General features: G+C 41.6%; 19 protein-coding genes and 2 pseudogenes. 16 read left to right on the top strand and 5 right to left on the bottom strand.

Annotated features, from left to right (window positions below; genetic code table 11):
• The first annotated feature begins 635 nt into the window (after positions 1-635).
• The 13 genes and pseudogenes from ACSQ8P_RS35635 to ACSQ8P_RS35695 all read left to right on the top strand — a co-directional run bounded on the left by ACSQ8P_RS35635 (position 636) and on the right by ACSQ8P_RS35695 (position 14,227).
• Complete coding sequence (locus ACSQ8P_RS35635) at positions 636-1,580, top strand: DUF1861 family protein (protein WP_436239722.1); 945 nt, start codon at positions 636-638, stop codon at positions 1,578-1,580.
• Positions 1,581-1,706: 126 nt separating this feature from the next.
• Positions 1,707-4,001 carry an AraC family transcriptional regulator gene (locus ACSQ8P_RS35640; RefSeq protein ID WP_436239723.1) on the top strand — a complete coding sequence of 765 codons (2,295 nt, stop codon included), beginning with the start codon at positions 1,707-1,709 and terminating at the stop codon, positions 3,999-4,001.
• Between the two features lie 135 nt (positions 4,002-4,136).
• Positions 4,137-5,141 (top strand): ABC transporter permease, encoded by a 1,005-nt coding sequence (locus ACSQ8P_RS35645; RefSeq protein ID WP_436239724.1) that lies wholly within the window; start codon positions 4,137-4,139, stop codon positions 5,139-5,141.
• Between the two features lies 1 nt (position 5,142).
• Entirely contained in the window at positions 5,143-6,021 is an 879-nt protein-coding gene (locus ACSQ8P_RS35650; protein WP_436239725.1) for a carbohydrate ABC transporter permease, read from the top strand.
• A 52-nt stretch (positions 6,022-6,073) separates the two neighbouring features.
• Positions 6,074-7,624, top strand: a complete 1,551-nt coding sequence (locus ACSQ8P_RS35655; protein WP_436239726.1) for an extracellular solute-binding protein — start codon at positions 6,074-6,076, stop codon at positions 7,622-7,624.
• 71 nt (positions 7,625-7,695) lie between these two features.
• Positions 7,696-8,757, top strand: coding sequence for a glycoside hydrolase family 130 protein (locus tag ACSQ8P_RS35660; RefSeq protein ID WP_436239727.1), 1,062 nt, complete (start codon positions 7,696-7,698; stop codon positions 8,755-8,757).
• 1 nt (position 8,758) lies between these two features.
• On the top strand, positions 8,759-9,613 hold the full coding sequence (locus ACSQ8P_RS35665) for a PP2C family serine/threonine-protein phosphatase (RefSeq protein ID WP_436239728.1): 855 nt from the start codon (positions 8,759-8,761) through the stop codon (positions 9,611-9,613).
• Between the two features lie 842 nt (positions 9,614-10,455).
• Positions 10,456-10,849, top strand: a pseudogene (locus tag ACSQ8P_RS35670) (pyruvate dehydrogenase (acetyl-transferring) E1 component subunit alpha); the annotation flags it as partial.
• Positions 10,833-11,024: pseudogene (locus ACSQ8P_RS35675) on the top strand (alpha-ketoacid dehydrogenase subunit beta); the annotation flags it as partial. The pseudogenes ACSQ8P_RS35670 and ACSQ8P_RS35675, both read left to right, overlap by 17 nt.
• Positions 11,025-11,055: 31 nt before the next feature.
• Positions 11,056-12,369, top strand: coding sequence for a dihydrolipoamide acetyltransferase family protein (locus ACSQ8P_RS35680; protein ID WP_436239729.1), 1,314 nt, complete (start codon positions 11,056-11,058; stop codon positions 12,367-12,369).
• A gap of 4 nt (positions 12,370-12,373) precedes the next feature.
• On the top strand, positions 12,374-13,786 hold the full coding sequence (gene lpdA, locus ACSQ8P_RS35685) for a dihydrolipoyl dehydrogenase (RefSeq protein ID WP_436239730.1): 1,413 nt from the start codon (positions 12,374-12,376) through the stop codon (positions 13,784-13,786).
• 21 nt (positions 13,787-13,807) lie between these two features.
• Positions 13,808-14,002, top strand: a complete 195-nt coding sequence (locus ACSQ8P_RS35690; protein ID WP_436239731.1) for a hypothetical protein — start codon at positions 13,808-13,810, stop codon at positions 14,000-14,002.
• A 159-nt stretch (positions 14,003-14,161) separates the two neighbouring features.
• Positions 14,162-14,227, top strand: coding sequence for an IS3 family transposase (locus tag ACSQ8P_RS35695; protein ID WP_436239991.1), 66 nt, complete (start codon positions 14,162-14,164; stop codon positions 14,225-14,227).
• A 104-nt stretch (positions 14,228-14,331) separates the two neighbouring features.
• On the opposite strand, the gene ACSQ8P_RS35700 is transcribed toward ACSQ8P_RS35695, so the two are convergent.
• Both ACSQ8P_RS35700 and ACSQ8P_RS35705 read right to left on the bottom strand, forming a co-directional pair.
• Positions 14,332-15,579, bottom strand: coding sequence for an MDR family MFS transporter (locus tag ACSQ8P_RS35700; RefSeq protein ID WP_436239732.1), 1,248 nt, complete (start codon positions 15,577-15,579; stop codon positions 14,332-14,334).
• Positions 15,576-16,478: a PhzF family phenazine biosynthesis protein gene (locus ACSQ8P_RS35705; RefSeq protein WP_436239733.1), complete on the bottom strand. Its 903-nt coding sequence runs from the start codon at positions 16,476-16,478 to the stop codon at positions 15,576-15,578. The genes ACSQ8P_RS35700 and ACSQ8P_RS35705 overlap by 4 nt, the downstream gene beginning before the upstream one ends.
• 86 nt (positions 16,479-16,564) lie before the next feature.
• On the opposite strand from ACSQ8P_RS35705, the gene ACSQ8P_RS35710 reads away from it, so the two are divergent.
• Entirely contained in the window at positions 16,565-17,467 is a 903-nt protein-coding gene (locus tag ACSQ8P_RS35710; protein WP_436239734.1) for a LysR family transcriptional regulator, read from the top strand.
• 240 nt (positions 17,468-17,707) lie between these two features.
• Entirely contained in the window at positions 17,708-17,866 is a 159-nt protein-coding gene (locus ACSQ8P_RS35715) for a hypothetical protein (RefSeq protein WP_436239735.1), read from the top strand.
• 382 nt (positions 17,867-18,248) lie between these two features.
• Here the strand turns inward: ACSQ8P_RS35715 and ACSQ8P_RS35720 are convergent, their stop codons facing one another.
• Positions 18,249-18,788: an MOSC domain-containing protein gene (locus ACSQ8P_RS35720; protein WP_436239736.1), complete on the bottom strand. Its 540-nt coding sequence runs from the start codon at positions 18,786-18,788 to the stop codon at positions 18,249-18,251.
• A gap of 28 nt (positions 18,789-18,816) precedes the next feature.
• A complete protein-coding gene (locus ACSQ8P_RS35725; protein WP_436239737.1) occupies positions 18,817-19,257 on the bottom strand; it encodes a MarR family winged helix-turn-helix transcriptional regulator in 441 nt (146 codons plus the stop codon).
• A gap of 156 nt (positions 19,258-19,413) precedes the next feature.
• Between ACSQ8P_RS35725 and ACSQ8P_RS35730 the strand changes: the two genes are divergently transcribed.
• Positions 19,414-19,614: a CDGSH iron-sulfur domain-containing protein gene (locus ACSQ8P_RS35730; protein WP_436239738.1), complete on the top strand. Its 201-nt coding sequence runs from the start codon at positions 19,414-19,416 to the stop codon at positions 19,612-19,614.
• A gap of 243 nt (positions 19,615-19,857) precedes the next feature.
• Here ACSQ8P_RS35730 and ACSQ8P_RS35735 read toward each other — a convergent pair whose 3' ends face one another.
• Positions 19,858-20,826 carry a helix-turn-helix transcriptional regulator gene (locus tag ACSQ8P_RS35735; protein ID WP_436239739.1) on the bottom strand — a complete coding sequence of 323 codons (969 nt, stop codon included), beginning with the start codon at positions 20,824-20,826 and terminating at the stop codon, positions 19,858-19,860.
• Between the last annotated feature and the right edge of the window lie 52 nt (positions 20,827-20,878).

The following is a 20,878-nucleotide window of genomic DNA, read 5'->3' on the forward strand; positions in this document are numbered from 1 at the left end:
TTGTGGTTACTTCAACTATATTCAATCGAACTTATTTATTTTTCTATGATAATCAACTTAAATTGTATTAACCAAATATTGTATTGTGTATTAATTAAAAATACTGAATAACTAGTTGTTTTGGGGGTAACCATTGACTATATAAAGAAGGACTTTTAAATATATTTTCGTTTCCAATTTTACTTTGCAATTATAAAATAAGCTGTAATGCACTATTTGTTTTTTACACTTAAGTAGGTCTAAACGATTATGTTTTTATAAACTCAAAATGCCACGAGCCCAGAGTACTCTTGGGCTCGTAGATCTTTATAAAAGAATAATAAGATCTATATAAGAATTATCTTATAAAAGTTTATATTAGAATGAGGCTACTATTAAATTGCTTCATGTAAAAATTTAAAATTCATAATTCAATTGATACTTTAGCTTTTCGCACTGAATGCTGCGAAAGAATGGAACAACTGCGAAGATTGATTAGTTGATAGATAAGAGATGCTAAGTAAAGAGAAATAGTAACTTCTTATTCAACAACCATTGCAAATTCTCAATACTCATTCCTGAAAATCGAAATTTACTTTTCTCTTTGCCTACTTTATGATCAAAAACAAAACAAATAGGAATGAGGAGAAGCTACATTGACACTTTCTTTGCGTAATGAAGTAAAGTCCTCCAAGAAGCTGCTGGAAGTATTTAACAAGAGAGCATACATAGCGGAAAAACTTATTTTCACTGGTGTTGGAGATAAGGATGTATATAATATTTCTGCTCCTTTTATAGACGGTGGTGAAATGGTTATTGCTGGCCGTGTGGAGGCCCGTGATTCAGAGCATTCAGAAGTTATGTTTTTCGTGAATTACGATGGCACATGGATCCCGAGGGCAGGGGCCGTTAAATTTGATTTACAGGATCCTTTTATCACGTTTATCTCTGGGGAGTTAGTTTTCGGTGGCGTTGAAGTTGTGTTTGATACAGAGAATCCCAAGCAGGTCAAAACATGGCGCACCTTGTTCTTTAAGGGGGCGGGTATACAAGATTTAACTTACTTTGCTTGTGGGCCTGATCACATGAAAGATATCCGCCTAATCGCATATGCAAATGGTCGAATAGGTGTATTTACACGACCATTTTGTGTTGAAGGAGCCCGAGCTGTGATTGGTTATACAGAAATTGAAAAGCTCGAAGATTTAAATAAAGCTGTGATCGATGAAGCTCCTGTATTCACGGATCAGTTTAAAAGGGATGAATGGGGAGGCGTCAATGAAGCACACATGTTAAAGAACGGCCTTGTGGGTGTTCTTGGTCATATCTCTTACATGGAAGATGGCGAGATTCGCCATTATCATGCTATGACATTTGCTTTCGATCCTACGACTTCAGAAAGAAGTCCAATTAAGATCATCGCAACGCGTGATCAATTTCCGCTAGGACCTGCCAAGAGAAACGATCTCGTCGATGTAATTTTTAGCGGTGGGCTTCACCGCTTGGAGGATGGAAAGGCGATGCTGTACGCAGGTGTAAGCGATGCAGAGGCACACAGACTGCTTATCGATGATCCATTCGAGGAATACGAGAATATATAAAAAACAGGGGTCCACCTGAGTATCGATCAGGTGGGCCCTTTTGCTGATTTTTGAAATAGAGTCATCTTTTTTAAGATACATTACTGAAGACGAATAAGTTATGATGGAGTCAAGGGGGACTACATCATGGGATTTTTAAGGCGTATTCAACATTATCGCGTATATAGAAGACTAATACTGTCCTACTTGTTCTTAATTATGGTAACGATTGGTCTATTATGTACCATTTTATATTCGATGTTTTCAACGAGAGCAGTAAAAGAAATTGATCTCTCTTCTCGAGAAATGCTTTCGCAAGTAAGCTATACGGCAAATGTCGTGTTTGAACAAGTGCAGAATATTACGAACCAACTGATGAGTGATAACCAGATCATTACCTTCATGTATGCCAATGATGATGATAAAGTCGCGATTTATAACGCTAATCTTCTATTGTCAAAGATGCAAAGCGTATATCCTTTCTTAGCCAATATCAGCATTTATAATTTCACGAATAAAACTTATGCGGATGTCATTTCTCTGCCTCCAGACCCGCAAATGGGAGAAAGAAGACAAACCGGTTATCTTGGTTTTTATCCTCGTAAAGTCATAGATGGAAATGGGCATCCGCTTCAATTACTTACGTTCAAAATTATTCCTGAACCTGTCTATTCTGGGCAAACGAAGTCAGCTATCGTACTTGATTTAAAAGAGACATATATTCAAAATACGATGAGCAGTATTAGCAGTTCGTCTAACGATACGAGTACCTTTGTTATGGATTCAAAAGGCACCGTAATCTCACATTCGGATTCGGAACAATTTATGAAGAACTTCTCGGAAAACAATTATTTTCAACATATTTTATCAGATGAGGGAAGTCAGGGTAGCTTTGTTCAATCGCTTGACCATCATAAATTCCTCACTACTTATGTGAAGTCAGAAACACTAGATTGGGTGTTTGTTAGTGTTCGTCCTTACGATCAATTGCTTTCGGGTATTTATGAACTGCGGAATTGGACGCTCCTTATTGCGCTGTTCCTTTTCATTATGGGGGCTTGCATTTCATTAATTGTTACAGGTAACCTGTACAACCCGATTAAAGCACTAGTAGACAAGGTTACAGAGAGTGGAACTTCGGAAAACAAATCTCTTCTCCGTCTGGATGAGTACAAATTGCTATCGGAGGCATTTTCTAACTCCATACAGGTCACCAAGTCGATGGAATTGAAGCTATCCAGCTCTACTGATTTACTGCAAAATGGCTATATGTATAACATGCTGAAAGGACATTCACAATCATATGCATATAAGGCGGATATTGAAGAGCAGTTACTTTCTCGTATGCAAGGTCAGTATTTTGCTGTTATTCAGTTTCAAATCGATCAATACTATATTTTTAAGAACACCTATAGCATCCTTGATAGGGAGCTCATTCGTTTCGCCATAAGCAATATTGCGCAAGAGATGATCAGCAAGATTTATCGAAATGAAGAGGTCATTCACGAGGAAAATGAAATAACGATGATTATCCAATGGGAGCAGTCTGCACCAGACAAGCAGTTATATTACATCCTGAACGAAATACAAGCGGTAGTAAAAGACTATTACAAGACATCTATATCCGTAAGTATAGGTGATGTGGTGTCGGCTATTGGAGACATAGAGAGATCGTATCGTTCTTCGCAAAGGTATATGGCTTTGAAGTTATTTTGGGGTTATGGCAGTCTGCTAGATGCGACGAAATCGATTCTTCCTGATAAACATACACGTTATCCAGCAGCAATGGAACGCAAGATCATCGATGCAATTAAACTTTGTCAGCCCAAAACCATTCAAAAAGAGATTACGGAATGGACGACCTTATTATCCCGCAGTGGTTCTCCGTCACTAACGTTACAGTATGCAACCTTTTTACATCTGGCAATCACGCGAGAATTTGAAAGTATTGTGGAATGGTGGGATACAGACCCCCAGGAGCTATATTTGGCTATGAATGAACTTCCACAGAAGGAAACGCTAGATGAAATTCAAACCATGATACAGCTTTTTTGCATTCGAATTGTAGGTATGATTGAAGAAAATAAAAAAGGTTTGGCAGCTTTGAAGAACTCCAAGGTGATTGAGGAGATAAAGCAATATTTACAGCAGAATTACCACGAACCTAATCTTTCACTCGAAATCGTATCAGATCAGGTAGGCTTAACTTCGGGTTACATCGGTAAAATGTTCAAAAGTATGGTTGGTACGTCTTTTAATGATCATGTCACACATATTCGCATGAAACAGGCAAAAACATTATTGACAGGAACGAGCGATACGGTCGCTCAGATTGGCGAACGAGTCGGGATTTACAATGTCTCTTATTTTTCAACACTATTTAAGAAAAAATACGGAGTTACGCCATCTCTCTATCGAGAACAAAATCAACAGAATACGTAAAAAAAGGACGATTGGAGCCCATACTGGCGCTTAGTCGTCCTTTTTGATATCAGTGCTTAATATTAATAGGCCGAAACACGAATTATTGAAAAGGAATACGAATACTCGAAATTTACAGTTCCAGGGTAATCTCCTATGCTTAAGGTCAACCCGAAAGCGAGAGGTGCAACGATGCAGCAGACACGGACATCTTTACCGAAAGAAAATGTTCTAAAAGTTAAGAAAAAGACGGGAATTTTGCAAGAGCTTTTCATAAACCGTTTTTCCTACTTATTAATTGTCCCTGCCCTTTTATATGTTTTTATCTTCTCATATGCTACTTACCCATATTTGTTGATTTCATTTCAACATTTTAATTACCAGAAGGGTATATTTGGTAGTGAGTGGATCGGCTTTAAAAATTTTGAGTTTTTCTTTAAGACAAGCGATGCGCTACTAATCACAGTAAATACGGTGAAGTTAAATGTGATGTTTCTAATCGCGGGTACCATTAGCGCGGTATTCATCGCAATCTTATTTAACGAGATCAGAAGCCGTTTGTTTCAACGATTCACACAAACAACGATGATATTTCCGAATTTTCTTTCATGGATTATTGTTAGTTACATGATGTACGGACTTTTTTCTACCGATTTTGGAATGATCAATCAGGCGCTTACATTCTTCGGGATGGAAACCGTGAATTGGTACACGAAAGCGGAGGCCTGGCCATGGATTCTCGTGGCTATGAAGATTTGGAAAGAGGCAGGAATGGGCTCGATCATTTATTTAGCAGCCATTACTGGAATCGATCATTCACTTTACGAATCTGCTGAAATTGATGGGGCTACTAGATGGGACAAAATTTGGAGAATTACAATGCCTCTCTTGGCACCTACAATTGCCATACTGACCTTATTAAACTTAGGCAAAATCTTCTATGGGGATTTCGGCATGATCTATGCCATCATCGGCGATAATGGTGTGTTGTACCCCACGACAGATGTCATTGATACGTATGTGTTTCGATCACTTCGTCAAATAGGAGATCCATCTAACGCGGCAGCTGTAGGCTTGTTCCAATCAACGGTAGGTTTAGTTCTTGTTTTCGTTGCGAATTGGTTTACACGCAGATATTTCAAGGAAGGAGCGCTTTATTAAGATGAAGACACTGAAACGCTTTGATACGGCGGGGATGTCGATCTATATCGTGCTGGCGATCTATGCCCTCCTATGTATTTTGCCTATGTTTCTAACGGTGATGGTATCCATCTCGGATGAAAATAGTATTATTCGGAACGGGTATCAGCTGATTCCAGAGCATTTTTCACTAGAGGCTTATCGCACTTTACTCAACAATGAAGCAGTATTGCTCAAGAGCTATCTAGTAACGATCACGGTAACGGTAGTCGGCAGTCTGACCGCAGTGATTATCACAGCCATGTCCGCTTATACGCTTTCCAATCCGAATGTGAAATATCGTGCAGGTCTTAATTTATATTTTTTCATTACACTGCTTTTTAATGGCGGTTTGGTTCCTTGGTATATCATGTGTAAGAAGTTAGGTCTGGTAGACAATCTGTTTGCTCTTATTGTTCCTATGCTGCTATTCAATGCATTTAATATGTTTTTGGTACGAAACTTTATGGAAGCACTACCCAATGCGCTAAGGGAATCAGCCTATATGGATGGGGCTAATGATGTTCGAATTGCTTTTCAGATTTACTTGCCCTTATGTGTCCCTGTATTAGCTACCATTCTTCTTTTCTATGCGTTGGCTTATTGGAATGATTGGTTCAATGCCATAATGTTAGTAGATAATAAAAACTTATATCCACTGCAGTATGTTTTATTTAAAATCCGATCCAACATTGAAATGCTAAGCATGATTCCAGCTGGTGCAAGCAGTCAATATACCGCTCCTGCAGAATCCGCGAAGATGGCAACCGTAGTAATAACACTTGGTCCTATTGTGTTTTTATATCCATTCCTCCAGCGATATTTCGTCAAAGGTCTTGTTGTAGGTTCAGTTAAAGGTTGATATCTTCCTCATTAGAGGTTTATATAAGATAAAATCAAAAGGAGAGGTCAAATTGAGAAAATTATCCATGATTTCGTTGACTAGCCTATTAGCAGTATCCTTTACTGCAGGCTGTGGAGCAACAAATGAAAAGCCTCAAGCAACTACTGTATCTTCTAAAACAGATGATAAGAGTGTCAAAGAATCAGTTAAACCAGCAGAAGTCGTCACGTTGAAATATGTTTTACCCGGTAATGAACCGAAAGATTGGCCGATAGTTAAAGAGGCAATTGATAAGAAGCTACAAGCAGACGGTGTGAATGTGAAAATCGTCAAAGAACATATTGACTGGGGAGCGTGGGAACAAAAGCTGAACCTGAAGCTTTCCACAGGTGAAGAGTTTGACATGTTCCATGTCATGAACGACTGGATTTCTTTGGCCAATTATATTGGTCGAGGAGCTGTCAAAGATATTGGGACGGAGGTTGCTAAATACGGGCCTGAATTAAAGAAAGCTATACCTGATTCAGTATGGAGTGGTGTACAAAAAGACGGGAAAACGTTTGGTATTCCATCCTACTGGTATGAACCTGCCGTAGACGGTTCTTTTACGGCAAATCGCATCTTATTAAATCAAGCAGGTGTCAAGGAAGTTCCTAAGACGCAGGAAGAAATGCTTGCAGCTATGGAAAAGGTAATGGCAACAGATCATGGATCCACCAAGCCATATCTTCCAATCCGTGGCGGATTGCGTGATGCGTCAGATGTGCTACACCGTGCGTATGATTCGTATCCGTTTGCAGTAAAAGATAAGATTGCTTTCATTGATAAGGATGGCAAAGTCAAGAGCTGGGCTGAAACAGAGGAGTTTAAGAAGGATGCGGCATTCTTCCGTACTGCTTATCAGAAAAAACTTACGAATCCAGATATTCTAGTCGTGAAGCAAGAGCAAATTGATAAGCAAATTAATAGTGCTATTTATCCGTTTTTATTCGGTACTCCTAATAACGTTAATGAGATGAAAAAGACGTATCCGAACATGAAAGACGAAGATTTTACCCTTCAGCGATTAAATCCTGATAAACCGCATTACAGAATGTTTAACGCGAAAAACATTAATGCCGTAGCAGCAAACAGCAAACATCCTGAAGCAGCTGTAAAGTTCTTGAATTGGTTATATACCTCACAGGAAAATTATGATTTGTTCATGTACGGTATTGAAGGCAAAACGTACAAGAAAGTCGGCGACCATGGCATTGAGAGCTTGAAAGATACGGATGGAAAGACAGATCTGTATAAGCAAGAAGACTGGATGATCGGCAACCTGAAGTTCATTCGTACCGATCCAAACACGTTAAGCGCTAACAAAGCTTTGTTCGTTGCAGATCCGAATGCGAAAACATTCTTCGCAGCAGACTTCTTCTTCGATCCGTCTACAATTAAATCAGAAATGTCTAATATTCAGGCTGTCTATACATCTGATATCATGCCTATTTACGATGGTGTGCTTGATTATGATCAGAGGAGCAAAGCAGCTATTGATAAGCTAAAAGCAGCAGGTATCGATAAAGTAATAGCTGAGTATCAAAAACAGTTAGATGCTTATAAAGCATCCAAAAAATAAATGAAATACGGTGGGCTACTCCAAAAGAAAAATGGAGTAGCCTCATTTTTAAACGAGGGGAAAATAAAATCATGTATAGAGATGGTAAGTTAGAATGGGAGCTGGGTCCATTTATCAAAGCAGATGAGGTTAATCCAATATTGCTTCCGGAAGCAGAAGCATCATTCATCTGTCCGGTTAGAGATGGTGAGGTGAACTGGGAGGAGAAGGATTTATTCAACCCTACTGCTGTTTTTAGAGACGGCGAAGTGCATCTTTTATATCGTGCTGAGGATAAGGTAGGTAAATATGAAGGAACTTCTCGGATCGGGCATGCGGTGAGCAGAGATGGATTGCAGTTTAAGAAGGAACAGGAGCCCGTCTTATATCCTGAACAGGATTCATTTCGAACGCTTGAATGGGAGGGGGGATGCGAGGACCCGCGTATCGCAGAGGATACGAATGGCACGTATTATATGATGTATACTGCATATGATGGCATTAAAGCAAGACTTTGTGTGGCGACATCCGTTGATTTAACCTCATGGACGAAGCATGGATTGGCATTTGGACATGCGTTAACTGGCAAATACGCAGACATTTGGAGCAAATCAGGGGCCATTGTCACCAAACGTGTTGGAGAGAAGTTCATCGCTGAACGAATTGACGGTTTGTACTGGATGTATTGGGGAGAATCCAACATTTATGCCGCCACTTCATTGGATTTGATTCACTGGACACCAGTGGAAGCGGAAGATCCGCGCGGGTACCATGCCGAGCCTTTTCTGCTTCCGCTTTTGTCAGTAAGAAAGCATCATTTTGATAGTGATCTCATAGAGCCTGGTCCGCAGGCGATCATCATGGAACAGGGGATTTTGCTTATTTATAATAGCAAAAATCATGGTCAACACGGAGATCCAAGCTATGAGACAGGCGCTTATTGCGCTGCGCAAGTTCTGTTCGATCTGAAAGATCCCAGCGTCGTAATCGCACGCTCAACTAAACCATTTTTAATACCTGACAAAGAATACGAAATTAATGGCCAAATCAATCATGTGTGCTTTGTGGAAGGTCTCGTCTATCACGAAGGCGCTTGGCTTCTATATTATGGAACAGCCGATTCCAAAATCGCTTTAGCGCGGTGTGAGGGTTAATATGAAGATACAGACAATCTCAACGCAAGGGAACGGTATGTGGAACGAGGATTCGCTAATTGTTAACGATACTATTCAACTTTATGGTGTCATAGATGGGGCTACTTCGTTAGAGCCTTATAGAGGTTTGGATGGTGAGACGGGTGGTTATTTGGCTGCACAACTAATAGCTAAAACAATCATGAATATGTCCAAGGATAACGTGGGGCAAAAGTTGACTCTTCCAACTATGCTGCTTCAAGCCAATTATCAGCTTCGCAACGAGATGCTCAAAGCAGGTGTGGATGTGAATCGTAAAGAACAATTGTGGAGCGCTTGTGCATTACTGGTTCGTATAAATGACACCTATGTTGAGTTCGCACATGCAGGTGATTGTATGCTGATAGCCATGTATGAAGATGGAACGATTAGGCTTGTAACCCGAGACCAGTTGGAGGTTGTAGACCGCCCCACCCGTCAGCTTTGGGCGGAGGGAGTTGCGTCAGGACTCACTTCCCGCGATAAATTATGGCAGCTTGTAAAGCCGCAGATTCATGTTGGAAGAGCATTAATGAATACCTTAAATGGGTATTCCGTCTTAAATGGAGAACCGGAACTGGCAGATCATATGGAATATGGCCGAATTAGCAGAGCACAATTAAAGTCATTGTTTCTATTCTCAGATGGTCTAATTGATCCTCAGCGGGAGCATTCACTTGAGCAGGAGTTAAAGCAGATCGTCTTTAGAGTCAAATCGATGGGGCTAGAAAATTATATCCAGTGGCTTATCCAAGTGGAGGAATCTGATCCATCTTGTTTGAAGTTCCCAAGAGTGAAAAAGTCAGATGATAAAACAGCCATTTATCTTGAATTTTAAATGCGGAATGTTGCGTACTTTTTTGTTAGAACTAGGTCGGAGACAAGTCACTCTCCAGCCTAGTTCTTTTTTCTTCAAGGACCAAAGGTTGTGTTTTGGTCAACGTATAATTCTTGATGTAGGGATAAGCAAAGTTACTGCGTAACTCATGGAGCGTGTTATCAAAACTTCTCTCGAACGTGGTACTTAATGGCCCGGATGACTGAGGAGTCGGTCGTATTGCCTCACGTAGCTAGCATTATAGCTCTTATTAATCATAACTTAGTCCAAAAGTTTTCGGGAGACAAACCGCCATTCCCAATAGATGATAATTGTTAGATTCACATTCGGCATAATATTAAACAGTTCCTTTATAAAATTATGTTTTATTATTCTCTGACGCTATATAAATTGAGATAGAGATCGGTGATGTATATTGAATTTTTGATGAGAAATGCTTCTTTTACAAAAACTTAATGACCTATGTCATTGTATATGTCAGTGACATTAATTTGGTGTAGCGAGTGTAAGCTTATCTCTAGATAATAATGTGTATTATAGCAGCTATAATTTTTATACTAACTGTATTATATATTTTCGAGAGCTGTACTATTCAATATGGTGGAAAAGGTCATATAAGGCAGGGATTATAGTGTACAATTTATTAAAACAGGTATACAATATTACTATAACAGAAGAGAAGCTAGCTGGCATCAAAATGGTATAAGTGGTGAAATGGTAAGAGTAAGCCACTTGTCAGCCAAGCGAATTATGAAGTGACGAAGAGAAGGTTGAACCTTTACAGGTTCTAGCTCAGACGGCACAATTGTTAATTCCGTCAAATGCTTAAACCGACCATTTAAAAGAATTTAATGAAAAGTTTGGTATTCACTCGTGTATGGGACGAAAGAGCAGCTAATCTAGGTCGCCAAGGACGTCTTGGTTTTTATGCTCCGGCTTCCGAACTTCGTTGATCGGTTGTGAAATTGCATTAAATAAAGACGATTTCATTACCACAGCTCGTTTGGCACGGACTTCCGATTTATCAAGCATTTTTGTATTCCCATGGTCATCAACATGGTGGACAAATTCCGCAGTAGCTATGGCATTCAAGCAGGAGCATTGAAGTTGACTGTCATTTAAATTGTTGCCGGTATCAAAGGCGTGCAAATTGACAGAATGGACGTGTTGGCTGTTGTTCAAACTGTTACCGAAGCTGTTGAAAGAGGAAATAGAGGCGAAGGCGCTACAAACATCTGGTGCAGTAGAAGTAATTGCACAGATTAATGAAAAAGCGATTCGGCATCTGGAAGCTCCTGTGTTGTGTATTGCTCCGCTAGATACAATCTATCCATTCGCACAAATCGAAGAAGTTTGGTTGCCTAGTCAAGCAAGTGTCATTGCAGGCATTAATCAATTAGCCGAATTCTAATTACAGTCGAAGGTAATAGGAGGTTGTGCACGTGGCTTTGTTTGAATACAAGTTCCCAGAGCTTGGTGAAGGCATTCATGAAGGCGAGATCGTTAAGCTGTTGGTTAAAGTGGGTGACATCATAACAGACGAAACAATTATTATGGAAGTACAGAACGATAAAGCAGTCGTTGAAGTTCCTTGTCCAGTTGAAGGTAAAGTCGTAGCAGTTGCCGTTAAAGAAGGACAAGTTTGTAATATTGGTGAGCTCGTTATGATGATTGAAGTGACAGGCGAACTACCTGCTGAATCCATGCACACAGGCTTCAGCCACGCTGCGCCAACTACTGCTGTCCCAGAGGCGGCGGCACCGGCATCTACAGCAGCGCCTGCAGTTGCTGCTCCAGCAGACGCACCAAGCGCTGGTGCGAGCCGTGAAGTGCTTGCGATGACTAGCGTACGTAAGCTGGCAAGAGAGCAAGGCATCACACTAGAAGAGGTGACACCTAAAGGTAAGCACGGCCGCGTAACACGCGAGGACGTGCTCGGTTTTAAAAGAGCGGGCGCTGTGATGGCGGCTCCAGAAACAGCAAAACTAGCTACAGTTGAAGCAACTGGCGGTACCGCATCTGTGGCGGCTGTGCAGCAGGTTGTCGTAGGCTATCACGTTGAGGAACGAGTTCCATTCAAAGGAATCCGTAAATTTACCGCGAATGCTATGGTGAAATCAGTGTATACGGCTCCGCACGTGACATTGATGGACGAAATCGATGTTTCAGCACTAGTTGCACTGCGTGAGCGCACGAAGCCTCTTGCCGAGAAAAAAGGCGTGAAGCTGACTTACCTGCCTTTCATCGTGAAAGCATTGGTAGCGGCATGTCGCCAATTTCCAGCGCTCAACGCGATGATCGACGAAGATAAACAAGAAATCGTCTACAAAAAATATTACAACATCGGGATTGCAACAGATACAGACAACGGCTTGCTCGTTCCTGTTATCCATGATGCAGACCGCAAAAATATATGGTCGATCGCTTCTTCGATTAAGGATCTTGCCGTTCGCGGACGCGCTGGCAAATTGTCTCCAAACGAAATGAAAGGCGGTACGATCTCCATTACGAACATTGGTTCCGTAGGCGGTATGTTCTTCACACCGGTTATCAACTTCCCTGAAGTTGCAATCCTAGGTGCAGGCCGTATCACAGAGAAACCAGTTGTGAAAAATGGACAAATCGTTGCAGCATCGGTTATGGCGCTTTCCTTGAGCTTCGATCACCGTATCGTGGATGGAGCGACAGCGCAAAGTTTTCTGAACTACATCAAACAGTTTCTGGCTGATCCAGAGCTTTTAGTCTTGGAGGTGTGACAGCATGGTAGTAGGAGATGCTTCTTTAGATATTGATTTGTTGGTCATTGGTGCAGGTCCCGGGGGTTACGTAGCTGCCATCCGTGCTGCTCAGCTTGGGCAAAGTGTTCTAATTGTTGATAAAGCGGAATGGGGCGGCGTGTGCTTGAACCGAGGCTGTATCCCGTCCAAAGCTTTGATCTCCGCAGCCCACACGTATGAGCATGCACAGCACGCAGACAGAATTGGTATCTCTGTTGAGAACGTGAAAGTGGACTTTGCAAAAGTACAAGCATGGAAAAACAAAATTGTTGCGAAACAAACGGGCGGCGTTAGCACGCTGCTCAAAGGCAACAAGATCCAAACGTTTCAAGGCGAAGTGATGTTCATCAATGAGCATGAAGCACGAGTGTTCAATGATGCAGAAGCTCCTCGCTACCGCTTCAAGCACTGCATTATCGCGACGGGTTCCCGTCCGATCGAGTTGAAAGCATTCCCTTACGGCGGAAGAATCATTTCTTCCACGGAAGCGTTGAACTTGCCTGAAATTCCGAAAAGCATGGTCGTTATCGGCGGCGGCTACATCGGAATCGAGCTAGGTCAAACATACGCGAAGTTCGGTACAAAAGTAACTGTACTTGAAGGCTCCGATCACGTACTTCCAGGCTTCGAGAAAGAATTGACGAAGCTTGTAGCGCGCAATCTGGAGAAAGTCGGCGTAGAGGTTCATACCGAAGCACTTGCACAATCCTGCACGAAAACGGAGAACGATGTTACGGTAACGTTCACAGTAAAAGGCGAAGTGAAGCAAGTAACAGCAGATTACGTTTTAGTAACTGTTGGTCGTCGTCCGAACACAGATGGCGAACTTGGTCTTGATCTCATTAACTTGAAACTGACAGATCGCGGTCTGGTCGAAGTGGATAACCAAGGTAGAACGAGCATTCCGCATATCTTCGCGATTGGTGATGTTGTACCTGGTCTTTCCCTTGCACACAAAGCTTTCTATGAAGGGAGAGTTGCTGCTGAAGCGATCGCGGGTCACTCTAGCATCGTGGACTACAAAGCAATGCCTGCTGTTGTGTTCTCCGATCCGGAAATTGCTGGCGTAGGTTTGAGCGAAACTGAAGCGAAAGCACAAGGCATCAATGTAACGATTGGTAAATTCCCTTACGCCGTTAACGGTCGCGCTAACTCTTTGAATGCAAACCAAGGCTTTGTGAAGCTAGTCGGCGATAAAGAAACAGGCCAACTGCTTGGTGGTCAAATCGTAGGTCCGGAAGCATCCAACTTGATTGGGGAGCTTGCTCTTGCGGTTGAGATGGGCGCTAACCTAGAAGACATCGCACTTACCATTCACGCACATCCAACCTTAACAGAAATGATCAAGGATGCAGCTGAAAGTGCGCTTGGACATCCGATTCACACGCTTAAATAAGATGCATTCCGACGGTATCCAATGCCTTTAGATAAAAAGTCCCGAGAGTTCGGCTTTCAGCCGCGCTACGGGACTCTTTTATTTTTATTCTTTGAAAATGGGATTTTTGATACCCAGCAGGAGCTTGTCTACCGTTTTGACGACTCGCGCGCTGCTTTCTTAACCCACTGCACGCTTGAGGTTACTGTAGGAAAACGATGCAAAGAAATCAGCTGAATTAAGATTCGAGCGAAAACTCTTCTGCGAGATCATCCTGTACAATAACCACTTTCTCACCGGGAGTGAATCATTTTTCGGTCATATGACAGATGAATTGGAGTACAGGAATTGCACAAGCATTGACAAGTTACGAGCACGATAAACGAAGAACGAAGCATTCACTTTTACAACACCAAGCGTTATCAGTGTACATTAAAAAAGATGACCCCTAATGAATATTGAATATAGGAGTCATCTTCTGACAGCATAGTGCTCTCTTTAAACCGTCCACATTAAAGGTCACAGTTCAACCATTAAGGTTGCGGAATTTTCATACATATTTCACGTTAAGAAACACTTTGACTTTCCTCCACCTTAATCCCAGTGCTCCTACCTATTGTAATAGCAGCCCCTTGCTGTTTTTCCCGTAATTGCTGGCCTCTATGAAAGAACGGGAACGCCATGAATGCTAATAGCATGAGGATACTGAAGATGATTGGCCCCTGCCCAAATCCTAATGTACTGAGCAACATGCCGCCTATCCAAGTACCTGCACTCTGTCCAATGATCATAAATCCACCAGCTCCATAATAAGCCCCTCTTAAGTGTGCGGGTGCAATTTCACCAATCAGCACATCCCCGATTACATAACATAGAATCTCACCAGTCGTAAATACCACCATAGACAAAATTAACAGATACATATTATCAAATAATCCAAATCCGAATAAGCCTAATCCAAAGAGCAGACACCCGACTTTTAATGAGGTTAGGGAAGAGAAGCGCTTCATCAGCTTTGTAAGTGGATATTGAAGCGTCACGACAGAAAGAGTATTGATAACAAAAAGAAACGAATATACGTCCAAACGATTATGGCCAATAAATTGTGATAATGTCGAATCCAAGTGAGAATAAGCCCCGGCCACGAATATATTTCCGATTAAGAAATAGAGGAATACTTTATCTTTAAAAACAATACTCACAGTTTTTTTCATAGAAACTGCGTCCGATTTCTCTTGACGTTTCATCTTAAACATAACCATGAAAACGACCAAGGCCATAGCGTATAAGGCAAAGATTCCGGCACTTACCATAAACGGCAATAGTGAGGAAGACCCTCCAGCTCCTAGCTTCAATCCAACCAACGGACCTACCGACCCACCAATGTTAATTGCAAAATATCTTGCATTAAATGCATCGGATCGACGTTCCTCTGCTGTGACATCGGCCAACAGAGCGCGGGCGGTTGGTTCAAATACACTTCGAAAGAGACCGTTCAAAGCACTCAATAAGAAGAACAAGCCCGTATCGTCAGCGAAGGCGAATCCTACAAAGACAAAACTCCATGCGAACATCGATGAAATTAATACGGGGTATCTCCCCAATCGGTCGGATAGCGCTCCTCCGATGAAACTACTCCATGTTCCTACAAATAAACTTACCGCCAAAATAGCCCCAATCGTGGCGGGATCGACCCCTTTTACCTTTCCTAGATAAATCGCCAAAAAGGGAATCGTCATATAAAAACCTGTACGCGAAAGGAACGTTCCAATAATAACTGCCCATGCGACCGGATGAAATTTCAAAGCTTTCATACCGGCAATCGCAGAATGCCTTCAAGCGTCACATGAGCGAAACCTCCAACTTTGATGACGATATCTGATCCCCTCGGTATGATGTTTACAAAGAGTGTTCCTGGGCGTCCAATGGCATCACCTTGTCCGATAGTCAGTCGATGAGTTTCATCTTTACTTAGTATACCTTCCAATACAAGGTAACCGGCCATTGCACCGTTTGCCGCTCCAGTCACTGGATCTTCTAAGATGCCAATTGCGGGTGCAAAATCTCGTGTATAAAGGTTAAACCCTGGTTTTGCGTCGAATGTAAATAAATGCGTAGTGCTGATGTTATGTTTTTTATTTAACAATGCCAATTCATCCCAGTTCGGTTTGGCTGCATCGATCGCCTGATGCGTTTTCACAGGAACAATGAGATGCCAGTTACCTGTATTGGCAAGTTTGATGGGAACCTGGTCGTCCAATTGATCGGGAGGTATGCCTAGCAAGTGAGCAATCTCTGATTGATCAAGTTCAATTTCCTTCACTTTAGGCGAAATCTGCGTCATGGTCACCATGTTAATCTTATTTTCGCTTTTATCCCAATGTACCGGAATCAGACCCACATTGGTTTCGAAGACGACCTGGTCTGCTTTTTCAGCCCATCCGTACTCAGTTGCAAGCAACCAGGCGGCACCTACTGTAGCGTGACCACAGAAGTTGATTTCTTCTTTCGGTGTGAAATAACGGACCCGAAAATCTGCCTCTGGATTGGTAGGCGGCAGTAAAAATGCCGACTCTGGCAAGTTTAACTCATTGGCAATCTGCTGCATTTGCGTTAAAGTTAAATCACTGGCATCAGGTACCAAACCTGCGGGGTTGCCTTCGAACGGGTACTGGGTAAAAGCATCAATATGGTAAACTCGTATTTGCTTCATTGCAACGATCACTCCAGTTCTCTATTTTAAGTTTCATTATAGTGGGGTTCTATTCCTACGTAAAATGAACGTTTACCATACCATACATGAAAAATAAATCATGGGAGCGAGATGCAAAAGTGACTCTATATCAATTAGAAGTTTTCCTTGCTGTCGTGAAGACGGGCAGCTTTACTAAGGCAGGAGATCTTTTGTTTGCAAGCCAATCGGGCATTAGCCACATTATTGCTGGTTTGGAAAAAGAACTAGGGGTTCTTCTTTTTACACGAAACCGGGACGGCGTGAAACTGACTGAGACGGGTAAACAAATCTCAGTACATGCTCGTGAGATCGTTAACCAAACGGAACAGATTCATCAATTAGCTGCTGAGGCAATAGGTATTCAGAGCGGGACAATACGGATCGGTGCTTTTCCTAGTTTCTCGATCAATGTAATTCCAGGTATTTTTCAAGCTTTTCGTAAACAATATCCGGGCGTAGAACTGCTTCTTTTTGAAGGAAGTTATGCAGAGATTGAATCATGGATCAAGGCAAGTGCCATTGACCTTGGTTTTCTTTCCAACTCCTGCGATGGATTAGAAATCATGCAACTAGTTCGCGATCCGTTAGTTGTAGTACTGCCAACGACTCATCCATTAAGTAAGAATGAGGTTATCTCCATCGAGCAGTTGGAGCATGAACCGTTTCTTTTACTTAATTCGGGTTGTGAAAGTCTTGTTATAAGTGCGTTTCAAGAAAAGGCGCTGATTCTAAACACGCAATTCGAGATTGCAGAGAATTCCACAATTATCTCCATGGTGGAGGCAGGATTTGGAGTAACAATCGTACCTTCCATGATACTGCCGGTTAATCCTGAGAATGTTGTGGTTAAACAGTTGAATCCTCCAATTATTCGAGAAATAGGATTGGCTTTGCGCTCACAGCAAATTGTCACCCCAATTGTAGACGTCTTTATCAAAGAGACGCAAAAATTGCTGGCGGAAATCTAGTTGATATCCGAGTTAATCAAGTTAAATACCGCCACCGATCCCGACCAGTAAATCCAATATCATCGGCGAAAGCTGCCGATCGCCGCGTTCTAAATATTTGCATACCCCGCTCATTATTCCCGACCATAATAAGAACGAGTATTAGCCAGCCACGTAGTAAAAAAAGGCAGGCGACCGATTGGAGTTACCAAAAAGGTATCGGTTACGCTGCCGAGATGCTTGACAAACAGGGAGGGGGGAGTGGTAGTAGAAGGCAACGCTGTTATTATTCTTTCCGATATCATAACGCATTTTTACGATGACGGGACGGGCTCTGTTCTGATCCAACGAGTCCAGTCGCGTAAAGATGGAAGCTTTACTGGTGTCTCAACGCTGCGATCGTTTAGTACATCGGATTAAATTAGGTTACGAAGAGATTTCAATAATATCTTCGATATTTACATACTGATGGAAATGTTTTCTTACCACTCGAAGAAAGATTAATGTTATTAAACAGGAATTTAATGAGGCTTACATTTGATTCGGTGAAAGAGCTTGAAAAGGACAGAACTTAAGGTGCATACTCGCAGATCCAAGATTGGTCGCTAAGGAATATTGCGGATATATTCCTGCAGCGTTTGTATCAAATGAGTTTCCCCAATCATTCCTCTATTTTTATATTTTTGACAGAAGCCACTCACCATCAAAAGTAGTTGTCCTTTCGTGGGTAACAGGCAAGAAAGTCGTTCGTTTCGACCTAACAAAAAATCCTTCTTTTTGGTCCACAAACTCACAAGCAAATTTAACGGACCAGAATGATTGTGCAAATGTCATCCAGTACAATGGGACCTTCTCGTTCTACAGAGCAAACGATGCCTCTCAATTTAAAGGCTGCCTTGACGAAAGTTTTAGCAAGCTCTGGCTCACCGTAAAAATCTGCAATGATCTTACCAGGTCCAATACAAGGCAAATTCTCACCTTCACAAATTAATCCAGTTCCCTCAGAAAATATCAACCTACTACCCAAAGGTAAGCAGGTTAATCCGCTATAACCATTTAGAGCTAGATTAGCTCCTAGCCATTCTGGACGAATTTCTGGAAGCCCCATGATTTTTGCAATGATCGCACACTCCTCTTGGGAAACGATGCTGATCTGCCGTCGATTTGCGATCGGGGTGCCGCGCGGGTATATTTTTTGTCTACCGTCTGCTGGTCGCAACAAACCGTAATGACGATCTCCCGGTATCCCGCCTAAATCGACTGTACAGCTTTGTACTTGGCGTGTAAGGAAACTCCCCTCATCATCGGCAATCATGACTGCCTTAACCTTGATAAGATCCATATTCACCTTCTCCTCAATATCACTCATTTTAGATTTTTTGTTGTATAATTTTTAACGAATCCTCAAGCATTTTCAACTGCTGCTCCGTTAAGGAAGATACAAAATAGTTTTTGATTCCGTTAGCATATATTGGCCAAGCCTTACGCAGCTGCGTTTCCCCTTCCGATGTCAAGATCGCATAAGATCCACGGCGATCTATTTCGCTTTTCTCCCTACGGATCAGCCCTTCCTTCTCCAGCCGATCCAATAATCGAGTTAATCCGCTCTTGGTTAACAGTATTTTCTTGTTGATATCGTTCACACGAAGCTTTTTATTCGTTGCTTCATAAAGGGCGATTAAAACATCATAAGTAGATAATGGAACACGCTTATAATTAGCCAAGTCTTGTTCAATCCGCTCAATCACTTTTGCATGCGTTTTTAAAAATTCGCGCCATACTCCAATTTCAAATTCTGATAATCTATCCATGCGATTTCTCCTATCATTGAGGATATTAATTAAATATATTGCATTTTAGTTGATCGCGCAACAAATTATAGTTGACTGAACAACAACTTTGTTATAATGTAGTTGTGTAATCAACTATTTGGCTTGACAGAACCAATTAAACGGAGGTAGATGTACATGAGCAAGGTGAAAATCACAAAATATGACGAAGGTCCTTTCGTTATTCAAGGCAGCGTAGAGCTAGTAGATGGAGCAGGGCAGGTATTCACTACAGGAGATTCCATTGCCCTCTGCCGTTGCGGACACTCGCAAACACAGCCTTTTTGTGACGGTACTCATAAAACTAAAGGCTTTAAAGAAAATACTATTGCACGGTAATGAATAGTTAAATGCCAAAAGACCACGCTGATATATTCTCTTCAGCGTGGTCTTTGTTATAGTTACAAAGTCTATAAGAAAAATCTAGTATTCTCGCTTCTTGTTGGACAAATAAATAATGTATTATTTCGAACGTGGGATTAGAAAATACACCACCGATATTGGGAACGAGATGAAGAGACTTGCTGCGCAAAAGCGTCACATATAACTCTCCTTTATCAATTGACCGAATTGTTCAGCAAACTAGGATTGGTTCAAGTATAGATTCCTAATCTCATCCATGCGATGCATAATCATGTTCTTAATAGAATCAGGTTTAATCAAGACGGCATCTGCCCCATAAGTGATTACAGTATCAATGAGGCAAGGCACATCAGTAGGGGGTATGACGCGCTCAATTTGTCCAGTACCATCCTCATGAATTGTGAGTTCGCGAGAAAACCATGAATTAGATCTACATTTTATCACACCTCTGATGCTCAACTTAATCAGGATGGTTACCGCTTGCTCATCCGTCCCCGATATTTGATTTTCTGAAGATACCCAGTCTTGAATATGATGATCACTGAAATCGAGAAGGCTAGTTTGGTTTGATGCAATTTTTAATGACGTCACACGATCTACTCGAAATGTTCGATAACCCTGAGATTTGAAACAGTAAGCTGGGCAATACCAAAAGCCATTCATCGTGTAAACACCAATGCTTTGTATATCTCTTTCCGAAGCCCCTCTTTCTGATTCGTAGGTGACGGTCACGATTTGATGATTCAAAGTGGCGTTAAACAAATCGGATAAGAAGGGCGTTTCCAGTTCACGAGTCGGTACCCAAAACATGACACTGGATCGAAGTTGGTCAATTCGGCGCTTACTGTCTGTGGGCAAGTATTGGTAAAACTTGTTTAAGGCAGACTCTACTTCGGTATCAAAAGGCAAGTATTTGTAATGCCGTAAGGACTCGGCAATGAAAAATAACCCTGCGGCTTCTTGTTCTGAAAAGTAAAGCGGTGGCAGCCTTTTTTCATTCAAGAGATGATAGCCCCCTGTTACTCCTAATTCAGAGTAAATGGGCAACCCAAACTCACCTAATTCCTGTAAATCTCTTAGTACGGTTCTCTTAGAAATCTTAAATTGGGATGTCAAATCACGAATATTGAATTTCTTCTTTGCATTGATGAACATCAGCATATTCAGTAGACGTTGTGATTTGTTCATAGATAGGAATCCCCTGTCCTTCTTTTTTTTTAGTATAGCATGTAAAGGTGCC

Source organism: Paenibacillus sp. LjRoot153 (assembly GCF_964253085.1).
Classification (GTDB): domain Bacteria; phylum Bacillota; class Bacilli; order Paenibacillales; family NBRC-103111; genus Paenibacillus_E.

Coding starts and splice junctions, on each gene's coding strand:
- ACSQ8P_RS35640 (WP_436239723.1), top strand. CDS start 1,707: ATGGGATTTTTAAGGCGTATTCAACATTATCGCGTATATAGAAGACTA.
- ACSQ8P_RS35645 (WP_436239724.1), top strand. CDS start 4,137: ATGCTTAAGGTCAACCCGAAAGCGAGAGGTGCAACGATGCAGCAGACA.
- ACSQ8P_RS35650 (WP_436239725.1), top strand. CDS start 5,143: ATGAAGACACTGAAACGCTTTGATACGGCGGGGATGTCGATCTATATC.
- ACSQ8P_RS35660 (WP_436239727.1), top strand. CDS start 7,696: ATGTATAGAGATGGTAAGTTAGAATGGGAGCTGGGTCCATTTATCAAA.
- ACSQ8P_RS35665 (WP_436239728.1), top strand. CDS start 8,759: ATGAAGATACAGACAATCTCAACGCAAGGGAACGGTATGTGGAACGAG.
- lpdA (WP_436239730.1), top strand. CDS start 12,374: ATGGTAGTAGGAGATGCTTCTTTAGATATTGATTTGTTGGTCATTGGT.
- ACSQ8P_RS35690 (WP_436239731.1), top strand. CDS start 13,808: ATGCCTTTAGATAAAAAGTCCCGAGAGTTCGGCTTTCAGCCGCGCTAC.
- ACSQ8P_RS35700 (WP_436239732.1), bottom strand. CDS start 15,579: ATGAAAGCTTTGAAATTTCATCCGGTCGCATGGGCAGTTATTATTGGA.
- ACSQ8P_RS35705 (WP_436239733.1), bottom strand. CDS start 16,478: ATGAAGCAAATACGAGTTTACCATATTGATGCTTTTACCCAGTACCCG.
- ACSQ8P_RS35710 (WP_436239734.1), top strand. CDS start 16,565: ATGAAAAATAAATCATGGGAGCGAGATGCAAAAGTGACTCTATATCAA.
- ACSQ8P_RS35720 (WP_436239736.1), bottom strand. CDS start 18,788: ATGGATCTTATCAAGGTTAAGGCAGTCATGATTGCCGATGATGAGGGG.
- ACSQ8P_RS35725 (WP_436239737.1), bottom strand. CDS start 19,257: ATGGATAGATTATCAGAATTTGAAATTGGAGTATGGCGCGAATTTTTA.
- ACSQ8P_RS35730 (WP_436239738.1), top strand. CDS start 19,414: ATGAGCAAGGTGAAAATCACAAAATATGACGAAGGTCCTTTCGTTATT.
- ACSQ8P_RS35735 (WP_436239739.1), bottom strand. CDS start 20,826: ATGAACAAATCACAACGTCTACTGAATATGCTGATGTTCATCAATGCA.